Below are 12,566 nucleotides of genomic sequence, written 5' to 3'. Positions count from 1 at the left end.
TCCTGCCATCCCCACACGGCCGCTGCCAGTTCGTGTGATCCACATCCCGCTTGGTCACCGGTGCACAACGACTGGGCGGCGTCTTGGCAACATCCGTGTCGTTGCAGCTCAGGATGCAGATAAGCCGACATAATCCACAGGCTGCTGCGGTATTCTCGCCTGCACGCATTGCGCGAGAACCCGGGGAGTGAAGAAATCCAGCAGTTCATGATGCGCCTCAGTCGCAGCCTGCGTAAGTACCGCTGGTTGGTCTTCACAGGCTGGTTGCTGGCATTGGTGCCGGCGGTGTACATGGCGATGACGCAGTCGGGAAACCTCACCGGCGGCGGTTTCGAGGTGACCGGCTCGCAGTCGCTGGCGGTGCACGACCAGCTCGAGGATCTTTATCACGACCAGGGGGCGTCCTCGCTGGCGCTGGTGGCGGCCCCCCGCCCCGACGCCAGCTACGCCGACATCAACGACGCGGTCGCGCAGCTGAGGCAGATCGCCGGCGAGTTCCCCGGCGTCACCGAGGTCCCCAACCCCACCCAGCGGCCGCCGCAGCCGGACCGGCCGTACGTGATCTCGCTGCGGATGGACGCCCGCAACGCCGGCACCAGCGACCTGGCCAAGCAGTTGCGCCAGAAGGTCGGCATCAAGGGCGACCAGTCCGGCCAGACGGCGGACGGCCGGGTGCGGCTTTACGTGATCGGGCAGGGCGCCCTGTCCGCCGCCGCCGCGGCGAACACCAAGCACGACATCGCGGCCGCCGAAAAGTGGAACCTGCCGATCATTCTCGTCGTCTTGCTGGCGGTGTTCGGTTCGCTGGCCGCCGCGACGATCCCGCTCGCCCTCGGCATCTGCACGGTCGTCGTCACCATGGGCCTGGTCTACTTCCTGTCGGCCTACACCACCATGTCGGTGTTCGTGACCTCGACGGTGTCGATGTTCGGGATCGCGCTCGCCGTGGACTATTCGCTGTTCATCCTCATGCGTTTCCGCGAGGAACTGCGCGCCGGGCGCCAGCCGGACGAGGCCGTCGACGCCGCGATGGCCACGTCGGGGCTGGCGGTGGTGTTGTCCGGGATGACCGTCGTCGCCTCGCTGACCGGCATCTACATCATCAACACCCCGGCGCTGAAGTCGATGGCGACCGGCGCGATCCTGGCCGTGGCGGTGGCGATGCTGACCTCGGCCACCTTGACGCCGGCGGCGCTGGCCACGTTCGGGCGGGCGGCCGCCAAGAGGTCGCGCCTGCTGCACTGGTCGCGCCGGCCGGAGGGCAGCCAGTCCCGGTTCTGGATCCGGTGGATTTCAGCGGTGATGCGCCGGCCGTGGGCGTCGGCGGTGGCCGCGGCGGTGGTGCTCCTCGTCATGGCCGTGCCGACCGCGTCGATGGTGCTGGGCAACAGCCTGCTGCGCCAGTTCGACTCCGCCCATGAGATCCGCGCCGGCGTCGGAGCGGCGGCCCAGGCCCTCGGGCCCGGCGCGCTCGGCCCGATCCGGGTGCTCGTCACGTTTCCCGACGGCGGCGCGGCGTCGCCCGAGCACAGCCAGACGGTCACCGCGATCCGTCAGCGAATGACGCAGGCCCCCAACATCGTTTCGGTGTCGCCGCCGCAGTTCGCCGAGGACAACGGCAGCGCGCTGCTGTCGGCGGTGTTGTCGGTCGATCCCGAGGACATGAAGGCCCGCGAGACCGTCGGCTGGATGCGCGCGCAGCTACCCAAGATCCCCGACGCGGGGACGGCGCGCGTGGACGTGGGCGGCCCGACCGCGCTGATCAAGGACTTCGACGACCGGGTGTCGCAGACCGAGCCGCTGGTGCTGGCATTCGTCGCGTTGATCGCGTTCGTGATGCTGCTGATCTCGATCCACTCGATCTTCCTTGCGCTCAAGGGCGTGCTGATGACACTGCTGTCGGTCGCCGCCGCCTACGGCAGCCTCGTCGTGGTCTTCCAGTGGGGCTGGTTGAGCGACCTCGGTTTCACCCAGATCAGCTCGATCGACAGCACGGTGCCCCCGCTCGTGCTGGCGATGACCTTCGGGCTGTCGATGGACTACGAAATCTTCCTGCTCACCCGGATCCGGGAACGCTTCCTGCACTCCGGGAACACCCGCGACGCGGTCGCGTACGGCGTGAGCACCAGCGCCCGCACGATCACCAGCGCCGCCCTGATCATGATCGCCGTGTTCATCGGGTTCGCGTTCGCCGGCATGCCGCTGGTCGCCGAGATCGGGGTGGCGTGCGCCGTCGCGATCGCGGTCGACGCCACGGTGGTGCGCCTGGTCCTCGTCCCGGCGCTGATGGCGATGTTCGCGCAGTGGAACTGGTGGATGCCCCGGCTCCTGCGCCGCGTGCTGCCGTCGGTCGACTTCGACCGGCCGCTGCCCCAGGTCGACCTCGGTGACGTGGTCGTCATCCCCGACGACATCTCCGCGCTGGCCGCGCCCAGCGCCGACCTGCGGATGGTGCTCAAGTCGGCGGCCAAGCTCAAGCACCTGGCGCCCGACGCCATCTGCGTGGCCGACCCCCTCGCGTTCACCGGTTGCGGGCGCAACGGCGAGGCGACGCCGTCGGCCGCCGCCGATAGCCGCGGCCTCGGCCCCGGACAGATCCCCCACCAGGTCGACATCGACGACGGCGGCGCGGGGGTCGCGGCGAGCCCGGCCAAGAACGGCAGCAACGGCCATTCGCCCACCAAGAAGCTGGTCGGCGGCCTGGCGTCGCGCAACGGCATCGCCCGCGCGATCGCCGGGGACCGGCCCGTTCATCCGGTCACGCTGTGGCGGGGCCGGCTGTCCGTCGCGATCGACGCGCTGGAGACCGACGCCTCGAGCGCCGCCGCCTACGAGCGGCGTAGCCCGGTGGAGACCACCCACGTGCAGCTGCCAACGGGCGATCGGCTGCTCGTCCCGACCGGCGCGGAGGCGCTGCGCCTCAAGGGCTATCTGATCATGTGCCGTAACAGCAGCCGCGATTACGCCGACTTTGCAGACATGGTTGACAACGTGGAACCGGAGACCGCCGCGGTGGTGCTGGCCGGGATGGACAGGTATTACTGTTGTCAAACACCCAGGCGGGAATGGATGGCCACCCAGTTGGTCCGCCGGCTAGCGGACCCACATCCCTCCGATATCAGCGACGAATGGTCGGATTCCGACGCGAAAGCGGACTGGGACGACGTCAGGCAGCGCTGCCTGTCGGTGGCCGTGGCGATGTTGGAGGAGGCGAGGTGACTTTGGCATCCGAACGGCGCCCGGCACCGCCGCCCGAGCGGCCCGCCGGCGAACAACGCATGGCCAATGGCCCTTTTGACTCCGACCAGCCCGTCGAGTTCTGGTCGACGTCCGCCATCCGTTCGGCGCTGCAGGGCGGCGACATCACCACCTGGAAGCGCATCGCCGCGGCACTGAAACGCGACCCGTACGGTCGGACCGCGCGCCAGGTCGAAGAGGTGCTCGAGGGCACGCGGCCGTACGGCATCGCCAAAGCCCTCTGGGAGGTGCTGGAGCGCGCCCGCACCCACCTGGAGGCCAACGAGCGCGCGGAGGTGGCCCGGCACATCCGGTTGCTGATCGACCGGTCGGGCCTGGGCGAACAGGAATTCGCGTCGCGCATCGGGGTGTCGCCCGAGGACCTGGGCAGTTACCTCGACGGCAGCGTCAGCCCCACGTCCGCGCTGATGATCCGGATGCGCCGGCTCTCCGATCGGTTCGTCAAGGTGAAATCCGGGCGGTCCGCCGAATCCAACTGACGCGTCGGCGCTTGGTCGGTTTTAGAGGACCTGGGCGCTCACCACAGTGGCTAGGGCCCTCGCTGCCCGTCGGGCCCCGGCACGCCGAGCAATATCCCGCCGCTACCGCCTTGTCCGACGGTGCTACCGGTGCCGAAGCTGTTGCCGCCGTAGCCGCCGTTGCCGATCAGGATGGCACTGCCACCATCACCGCCGTTACCTTTGGCGACGCCGGTCCCGGCGCTGCCGCCGTTACCGCCGTTACCGATTAGGGCGCCATTGCCACCGTGACCACCGCTACCGGCGGTTGCGCCACCCTGGCCTCCGTCGCCGGCGTTCCCGCCGTTGCCGAACAGCCCAATCGCGTTGCCACCGGCACCGCCCGTGCCGCCAGTTGCGCTGGATTCCCCGCCGGGGCCGCCGTCGCCACCGTTGCCGATCAGCGCCCCGCCGAGACCACCGGCACCGCCGGCACCACTGGCCCCAGCGCCGACAGCGTCTGCGCCAGCCCCGCCGTGGCCACCGTGGCCGATCAGCCCGGCATTCCCGCCGTTGCCGGCGGGCTGGCTGCCGGCGATGGTGCCGTCTGTGGCGTTGCCGCCGCCGCCGCCGTTGCCGTATATCAGGCCGCCGTGGCCGCCGTGCCCCCCTGCGCCGCCTTCGGTGACGCCGGTAGCGGTGCCGCCGGCCCCTCCGGTGCCGCCGCTGCCGAATAACCCGATTGCGTTGCCGCCGGCCCCGCCTGCGCCGCCGCCGACGCCGCTGGAGGGAAAGATGGTGGAGTCATAGACGCCGCCGACGCCTCCTGGCCCGCCGTTGCCAAACAGCAACCCGCCGGTGCCGCCGGCGCCACCAGCGCCAGCGGGGGAGCCGGTGGTGCTTAGGCCGCCGGCCCCGCCGCGGCCGCCGTTGCCCCACAGCCCAGCGGGGCCGCCGTTACCGCCGGGTGAGTTTGGCGCGCCGGAGCCGCCGTTGCCGCCGTTGCCCCAGAGAATTCCGCCGGCGCCGCCATTCTGGCCGGTTCCCGGCAACCCGTTGGTGCCGTTGCCAATCAACGGGCGCTGTAAAAGCAGTTCGCTGGGCGCATTGATGACGCCGAGGACGTCTTGCTCGAGCGTCTGTAGGGGGTTGGCATTGGCTGCCTCGGCAAGCGCGTATTGCGACGCACCACCGTTGAGGAGTTGGACGAACTGTTGATGGAATTGCTCGGCTTGGGAGCTGAGGGCTTGATAGGCCTGCCCGTGGGCGCCGAAGAGGGCCGCGATGGCCGCTGAGACCTCGTCACCGGCCGCGGCGGTGATGGTTGACGTCGCGTGTGAGGCCGCGGTGTTGGCGGAGCTGATCGTCGAACCGATGTCGGCCAGATCTGTTGCCGCGGCCGCCACGTATTCCGGTGCGGTTAAAACGAACGACATCTTGGGTTCCTCCTTGAGCTTGCCTTTTGGGTGTGGTCGGGTTATCGGCTGTCAGACGTGTTGTTGGACAGTGGTATTCGTGTCGGTGGTTCACCAGGGTCCGACGGAGAAGTCGAGCAGGTCGGGTGAGTTGTCGCGGGCCGGGCTGGTCGGCTGCGGGCGCCGATTGGCTCGCGCAACCCGCAGCGCAAAGCGGGGTCCTAACAGCCGCCGTAGGGGGTCGATCATGGCGATCACGCGCACGAATTGTTGGGCGACGTCGATGTCGGTCTCGGCGGCGGTGAAGACCCGCTGTAGGTAGGCGTTACTCAGGCGCATGGAGACCGGGCGCGGCCCGACGACTTCGGGCAGGGCCAGATCGGAGCCCACGGCGGTGTACCACGCCACCCGCAGGTGTTTGGCGCTCGCACGAAAGAAGCGCCGGTGCAGGTAATGAGCGCCGCGGTGCAGGCAGTCCCGCAAGACGGTCGCTTCGATCGCGGCGACGGTCATGCCTTGGCCGTAGATCGGGTTGAAGCTGCAGATGGCGTCGCCGAACACCAGTAGCCCTTTGGGGAAGCGGCGCATCTTGTCGTAGCGTCGCCACCGATTCGAGGGCACCCGGTGGTGGGCGATCGTGCCGAGGGGTTCACCGGCTTGCAGTGCCTCAAGCGCATGCGCGGGCGCGAACTCGCGTGCCATGGCGATCATCTCGTCGCGCCCGCTCGGTGGCTGCCGTCCGGCCATGGCGCCCACGGCGAACATCCAGGTGTCGTTTTCGTAGCCGATGCCAGCGAACATGGTGGGCCGGCCCGGTTCGGGGTTGATGATGATCATGTGTTCGGCGATGCTGCCGGGTGGGATGCGCATCGTTTGGCAGGCGTAGGCCAGCTGGACCATCAGCTCGTCTTCGGGCGGCCTGCGGTAGCCGAGCTGCTCGAGGAAGGTCGGTGTGCGCGATCCCCGGCCGGTGGCGTCGACGACCAGATCAGCCCCCAGCGACGTCTCGGTGGCGGTGGCGCGGTTGACCATCCGGACGCCGGTGATGCGGTCGTGATCGGGCGAGGCGGTCAGCCGCACCACGTCATGGCCTTCGATGAGCCGTACGTTGGCGAGCGCGCGGACTCGCCGGCGCAGGTTCCATTCCAGCAGCGGCCGACTGGGAAACGTGATGGACATCGACCGTCCGCCGCGCGCAACGCCTTTCGCGACAAATTGATGCCCGCCCACCGAGACGCATACCTTGGAGAAGTCGCGGCCATCCCAGGTGGCCACGCCTGCGGCGGCGAGCTCATCGACAAACCCGGGAAACAGCTCGTCCATAATCTGTGTGCCGCGCGCCTGAACCGCGTGGATCATCCGGCCCTGGGGAACACCGCGCCGGTTGACCGGGTCAGTGGGCAACAAATCGCGCTCGACCACGCTGACCCTGGTATAAAAGTCGGCCAGCACCCGCGCGGCCAGCAAACCACCCATGCTTGCTCCCAAAACGACAGCATGCTCACCAAGCCATTCGTCGCGGGCCCCGATCATTTGCGTTGTCCGCGAAGGGGTTTCCTCAATCTTCGGTGTTGCTGAGGCTTTCATCGCGGCGGTCTCCTTTAAGGTGATGGTTGGGCTTGCGGGATGCGGTACGTCCAGAGTCGGACGCCCAGGCGCCGGGATCATCGGCCAGAACGCGTAACTCGCTGAACCGGCGGCGAAGGTCACTGCGCGGTTACGCGTAAAAGCGGCGCGGGCGTGGCGCGCAGCCAGGGACCGTGGGTGAGGTAGAACAAATTCGGACCGAGCAAGTGGCGCGTTAGGGCGACATCATCAACGGTCTCGACCATGGGGTTTCCTCACTTGGCGTCGACTGAACATCGGTACCTGGGGCTGATCGGTACGCTATGACGGGCGGCGACCGCACGGTTGAGTAGTCGGCTACCCCATTTGGACGAGTCAGTCATCCAACAGTCGGCATCAGAGATCTTCGAAGCCGTCAGCGGTCTTGCGGGCGGGGTCGAATGCGATGGGCAGGGTGGTGGGCCCGCCCAGCCCTGACCCTGGTTTCATGGGCGCCTGTGACGCCGGCGAGTTCGACATCCTCGACGGCGGGCGCAACGTGACGAACGTCGGCGTGGCCCAGCTCGTCAGCGAAGGACTGGGAAACAAGGGGACCGGCGCGCGCCTGTTCATCTCGGCGCACCGTCCAAGCCCACCTCACCCACGTCTAGAACCAACTCGGCCTGACCTCACGCGTACAACTGGCGCAGCAAGCAACCCGCGGTTGAAGCACCGGCAACCTGGTCGACAACGCTAGCCGGGAGCGCACAGGTGAGAAATGTCGAATTCCGTTACAACAGGCACGGTTTCACCTGACTCGCATCGTGTCAACCGCCTCGCCGTTCAGCATCGTAGGAGCCACCGCTCATGCGGATGCGGTCATGCCATACCTAAATCTAACTTAGGCATGTCGAGCGGCTTCTTGGACGAGCTGCACCCGCGAGGACACTCCGAGCTTGGCGTAGATGTGCGTGAGATGGGACTGCACGGTACGTGGGGAGATGAACAGGCGCGCGCCGGTCTCCTTGTTTCCCAGTCCTTCGCTGACGAGTCGAACGACGTCGAGTTCGGTGGGTGACAGCGACTCCCAACCGCTGGCCGGGCGCCCGCGTGCGCCGCGACGGCGCTGCGCATAGCTGATGGCCTCGGCGGTGGACAGCGCGTTGCCTTTCGACCATGCAGTCTCAAAGGCATGCTGCCCCAACGTTTCCCGTGCGATCTCCACCGCCGTGTCATAGCCGTCTTGGTAGGTCTTGAAACGCACCTCACCGTGCCGCTGCCGCATGGCGTCGGCCGCGCCGAAAAGTCGGGCGGCATGTTCGGGATTGGTGTCGGCGGCCAGTGATGCGAGACATTCGAGGGCATCCGGGAGGAACAGGTGCCCGCCGGTGCGCTCGGCGACTGCGACGGCATCGTGCAGGTCGGCTTCGGCCTGCTGCGGCTCGCCCTGGGCAATGGTGACCCGGGCGCGCGCGGTCAGCGCCAACATCTGATGGCACCCCGGAGCGGCCGCAACCGTGTCGTCCGCCCAGTGGCGGGCGGCGGCGAGATCCCCACAGCCCAGGTCCGCGTTGGCCATCGGCACGATGCTCCTGGTGAACAGCTCCTTCAACGGATAGGTGTGCCGCCATGCCGCGTCGCAGGCTTCTTTCGCCATAGCGGGGTCACCCCCCGCCAGCGCGGCAGTGGCCAAGGCCACGTAGGTGCTGTCCTCGTGGAATCCGCCCAAGGTGGCCCCGATTTCCAGGGCGGCTTCGGCCGACTCGCGCGCCGTCGCGGCATCGCCGGTGAACGCGAGCGTTTGCGCCAGCGCTATCAGGCCGAATGCCTCCATCGGGCGGTCCCCGGCCGCCCGTGCCTCCTCGACCAGCGAACGGGACACCAGCAGGCCCTCGGCCAGCTTGCCCTGCAGCGACAGCGCAATGCTGAGAAACATCCGGCTGTACCGGGACATGAAATTCTCGCCGAGAGCGTCCCCGAGGTCTCGCCCCTCCTCGCCGGCCGCCTGGGCAACGATTGGATCTCCGACAACAACGCCCGCGAAGCATTGGTAGGCGCGCAGGTGACAAAGCGCCGCAACATCACCCGATGCACGAGCCAGATCCGCCGCCTCGGCGAGATACGAGCGTGCCAATTCGGGGTTGTAGATCGCCAGCATGCCGCATGTCATCAAGACACGTGCGACGAGTGCCTGGTCGCCGAATTGGCGCACGGCGGCCAGGGCTTCTTCCGCGCGCCGCAGGCTAGCCGGGACAGAGAACCAGACCGCTAGCAACCCGGCGTCGGCTACCGCCCGCTCCCAGACCCCAGGCGCGACATCGACGTCGCGGTAACGCTCGTCGCCGAAGACTGCGTCGAACCCGGCCACGCCCTCCCGGAAGCGCCCCCGCGTCAGCCAGATCCGCTGCAACGCCGAGACGAGCCGCAACGCCGGCCCGAACTCCGCGGCATCGCAACTCCACGCATAGGCGGCTCGCAGGTTGTCCATCTCGAGTTCGGCCCACGGGATTAGCGGTGCACCGTCGCCGCCTGATTGCGATTCCAACGTCACCGCAGCTTCGGTGTAGTGGTCGCGGTGTCGGGTCCGCACGGTCTCGGCTTCGCCGGATTCCGTGAGCTTTTCCAGCCCGTACTGTCGGACGGTCTCCAGCAGGCGGTAGCGCATGGTGGCGTCGGTTTCTTCGGCGATGACCAGCGATTTGTCCACGAGCAGGCCGAGCAGGTCGATCAGCTGAAAATGCTCGACGTCCGCGTCGGCGCCCACAGCCTGGGCAGCGTCGAGGTCGAAGCCACCCATGAGCACCGCCAGGCGGCGAAACAGAACGCGTTCGGGTTCGGTGAGCATGGCGTGCGACCAGTCGATGGACGCGCGCAATGTCTGCTGGCGGCGAACCGCCGTACGCCCGCCGCCGGCGAGCAGGCGGAAGTTGTGGTGCAGGCCCTCGACGATCTGGGTCAGCGACAGCGTGCGAATCCTTGCGGCCGCCAGCTCGATCGCCAACGGCATGCCATCGAGGCGCCGGCAGATCTTGGCGATCGCGGACGAATTGTCTTCGGTCAGGCGGAAATCCGGCCTGGTCCGGCGGGCACGGTCGACGAACAACTCGACCGCTTCGCCGTCCACCGACAGCGACGGAGCCCGCCAAGTCAGCTCCCCTGCGATACCGATCGGCTCCCGGCTGGTCGCCAGGATCGTCACGTCCGGGCCTGCGTCGAGCAGAGCCATCATCAGGTCCGCGCTGGCGTCCAGGAGGTGCTCGCAATTGTCCAATACCAGCAGCATGGTGCGGTTGCAGACGAACTTCGCCACCGTCTCCATCGTTGAGCGGCCTGGCTGGTCGACAAGTCCCAAGGTGCGCGCCAGCACGACAGGCACGACAAGAGGGTTGGTGACCGGCGCAAGGTCGACAAACCAGACCCCGCCGGCGAATTCGGTTGCCACTTCGCCCGCGACCTGCACCGCCAACCGGGTCTTTCCGACGCCGCCCGCCCCGGTCAGGGTCACCAGCCTGTTCTCTTTGACGAGCTGCAAGATGTCGCTGATCTGCGGGCCGCGGCCCACGAAGCTCGTCAACGGGACCGGAAGATGCGACCCGCCAGTGTCATTGGTGCTGCGCAGCGGCGGGAAGTCGTTGCGCAGCTCGGGGTGATTGAGTTGTATGACCCGTTCCGGCCGTGGTAAGTCGCGCAGGGCGTACACGCCCAGGTCAGTCAGCCAGACGCCGACGGGGAGCCGGTCGATGACCAGCTGTTCGGTGGCGCCGGAAAGAACCGTCTGCCCGCCGTGGGCCAAATCGCGTAGTCGCGCGGTCCGGTTGATGGTGGGTCCGGCATAGGTGCCGGCGTCACGCAACTGCACTTCCCCGGTGTGCAGGCCGATGCGGATGCGGATCGGGGGCGGGACGGCGAGCTGCAGCTGCAGTGCGCAGGCGACGGCATCGCTGGCGCGGGCGAACGCGGCGACGAAGCTGTCGCCCTCGCCCTGCTCGACGGGCCGCACCCCGCCGTGGACGGCGACCAATTCGTCGACGCTGTCATTGAGCTGCTCCAGTGCGGTGGTCATGGATTCCGCTTGGGTTTCCCACAGCCGTGTGGAGCCTTCGACGTCGGCAAGGAGCAACGTCACGGTTCCGGTTGGCAGCTCGCCCACGCTCTGCTCGTTCCAGGTCGGCAGCGGCGTTTCCGCCGGCAAATCAATTGCGCTCATGCTAGCCAGCATCCAGGCACGGCGACTGGGAAAACATCAGCACAAACGCGTAAAGCCCGGCACACAGCACGCGGATTTACGCCCCCGGCCGGCGTTTTGTGAGGCACCCCGGATCATCGTCGGCCCCACCCGCCGCCAAGCGCGCATCGCCGTCGGGCTCGCCGAAGTTCTCCGCTACGAAGCGGGTCTTACCAGTCCACCAGCACACTGCCACCGCCACCGCTACTCCGCAGCCATTGGCCCTGGCAGCCGCTGACACAACGACGCCAGGAAATGGCGGCGGAATGGCCGCGCGTTTGGGTCCCGCCTCCGGAACCGGAGCCCCCGTTGGGCGATTCGGACTGGCTCACTACTGACGCGTCAGCGGGCGTTGATCGGCGTCACGTTGGACACCAGCCAGGTGTCGCCCTTCTTGGCCAGCGTCACCCGCAGCGCGGGCGCGGCCTGACTGGGCGGCTGGCCCGGGGCGTTCTGGGTGACCCGCAGGATCACGGCCACGCTGGCCGCCGACGGCCCCAGCGCCTCGACCCCCGCCGACAGCGTCGCGGCCTGCGCCGTCACGTTGTGCTGGGCCAGTTCCGCGCTCGACTTCCGGTACTGCTCCCGAAACGCGTCCGCCTGGTCCGGCACCATCATTGCCGCGGCCCGGTCGATGGAGCTGGTCGGGGTGTTCGGGGTGAACGAGGCCATCGCCTCGGCCATGCCCGTGGCGACCTGAACCACCTCGCGGGTGTCCTTCTTGAAGTTGCGGTCCGTCTTGGTCCAGTGCGTGTACCCGGTAAGCACGGCCGCGCACAGGGCGGCCGCGCACAGGAAGACGACGGCCAGCCGCAGCCCCGGGGCGTCGTCGTCGGTGCCGACGCTGACCGAATCGCGGCGCAGCAGCCAGAAGTTGACCCCCACCCCCTCGACGATCAGCAGCACCAAGACCGAGCACGCCGACACCCACCACAGCGGCCAGCCGAGGACGAACCCGATCGCCAACAGCGCGGCGATCGCGGCCAGCGGGGCCGCGATGTCGAAGGCCAGCAGGCGCCAGATGTTTCTCATCGGATGGAACTCAGCCCGGAGATCATCAGCTTGCCGTCGACGTCGGCCACCTCGAGCCGCAGGTTCCAGTGCACGACCTGCGGCTTGGCGCCGACGTTCTCGCTGACCGACGTCGCGACCAGCATCACCGAGTCCATCCGGCTGGCGAACGGCGGCAGCTTGGTCGTTACCACCGGTCGGGAGGCGCCGGGCTGGGTGTCCAGGTCGCGGTGCACCGTCTCGATCGCCACCGCCTCGATCCGCCCGGCGCTCTGCGACTGCAGCTTCTGCACCACCTGCCGATAGGGGTCCACGGCCGCGTCGAAGTCGGTGTTGAGTTCCCCGACCGTCCCGTCGTGCAGCTTTTGCAGGCTGGCGTCGATGTTTCCGCTGTTCATGTTGATCAGCACGCCCGTCCACTCGGCGGCGGTCTGCATGACGCGGGTCAGATAGACGCGCTCGGCCAGCTCGTCGCGGTGCGCGGACCAGATGACGTAGCCGAGCACGACGGCGGCGACCGCCAGCACACCGAGGACCGTCGACGCGATGCCGTAGGTGGAGAAGATCCGCCCGCCCGCGGGTTCGGATTCGTCTTCGGTTTCGACGTCGTCTTCGGTTTCGACAGCCTCGGCGTCGTCTGACATGGGCCGATCGTCGCATCCAAAAGAAGATGGA

Annotated in this window: 8 protein-coding genes and 1 pseudogene; 3 read left to right on the top strand and 6 right to left on the bottom strand. The window is 68.0% G+C overall.

The window, feature by feature from the left end:
• Positions 1-207 precede the first annotated feature (207 nt).
• Both AC5Y5E_RS09925 and AC5Y5E_RS09920 read left to right on the top strand, forming a co-directional pair.
• Complete coding sequence (locus AC5Y5E_RS09925; protein ID WP_499902817.1) at positions 208-3,219, top strand: MMPL family transporter; 3,012 nt, start codon at positions 208-210, stop codon at positions 3,217-3,219.
• Entirely contained in the window at positions 3,216-3,737 is a 522-nt protein-coding gene (locus tag AC5Y5E_RS09920) for an XRE family transcriptional regulator (RefSeq protein WP_499902816.1), read from the top strand. The genes AC5Y5E_RS09925 and AC5Y5E_RS09920 overlap by 4 nt, the downstream gene beginning before the upstream one ends.
• A gap of 50 nt (positions 3,738-3,787) precedes the next feature.
• On the opposite strand, the gene AC5Y5E_RS09915 is transcribed toward AC5Y5E_RS09920, so the two are convergent.
• From AC5Y5E_RS09915 to AC5Y5E_RS09905, 3 genes are all read right to left on the bottom strand, one after another.
• Positions 3,788-5,131 carry a PE family protein gene (locus tag AC5Y5E_RS09915; RefSeq protein ID WP_499902815.1) on the bottom strand — a complete coding sequence of 448 codons (1,344 nt, stop codon included), beginning with the start codon at positions 5,129-5,131 and terminating at the stop codon, positions 3,788-3,790.
• A 90-nt stretch (positions 5,132-5,221) separates the two neighbouring features.
• On the bottom strand, positions 5,222-6,820 hold the full coding sequence (locus tag AC5Y5E_RS09910; protein WP_499902814.1) for an FAD-dependent oxidoreductase: 1,599 nt from the start codon (positions 6,818-6,820) through the stop codon (positions 5,222-5,224).
• The gene (locus AC5Y5E_RS09905; protein ID WP_499902813.1) at positions 6,817-6,942 is read right to left on the bottom strand and encodes a hypothetical protein; all 126 of its coding nucleotides are present in this window, start codon (positions 6,940-6,942) and stop codon (positions 6,817-6,819) included. The genes AC5Y5E_RS09910 and AC5Y5E_RS09905 overlap by 4 nt, the downstream gene beginning before the upstream one ends.
• A 287-nt stretch (positions 6,943-7,229) precedes the next feature.
• Here AC5Y5E_RS09905 and AC5Y5E_RS09900 point away from each other — a divergent pair.
• Positions 7,230-7,326, top strand: a pseudogene (locus AC5Y5E_RS09900) (LuxR C-terminal-related transcriptional regulator); the annotation flags it as partial.
• A gap of 230 nt (positions 7,327-7,556) precedes the next feature.
• On the opposite strand, the gene AC5Y5E_RS09895 reads toward AC5Y5E_RS09900, so the two are convergent.
• The 3 genes from AC5Y5E_RS09895 to AC5Y5E_RS09885 form a co-directional block, all read right to left on the bottom strand.
• Positions 7,557-10,874 carry a helix-turn-helix transcriptional regulator gene (locus tag AC5Y5E_RS09895; RefSeq protein ID WP_499902812.1) on the bottom strand — a complete coding sequence of 1,106 codons (3,318 nt, stop codon included), beginning with the start codon at positions 10,872-10,874 and terminating at the stop codon, positions 7,557-7,559.
• A gap of 348 nt (positions 10,875-11,222) precedes the next feature.
• Entirely contained in the window at positions 11,223-11,912 is a 690-nt protein-coding gene (locus tag AC5Y5E_RS09890) for a hypothetical protein (protein ID WP_499902811.1), read from the bottom strand.
• Positions 11,909-12,535, bottom strand: coding sequence for a hypothetical protein (locus AC5Y5E_RS09885; protein ID WP_499902810.1), 627 nt, complete (start codon positions 12,533-12,535; stop codon positions 11,909-11,911). Before AC5Y5E_RS09885 ends, AC5Y5E_RS09890 begins: the two co-directional genes overlap by 4 nt.
• Positions 12,536-12,566 lie beyond the last annotated feature (31 nt).

The organism is Mycobacterium sp. NGS54 (assembly GCF_059812465.1).
Note: the sequence above shows the minus strand (reverse complement) of the source record. Positions and strands in the feature narration are given on the sequence as shown.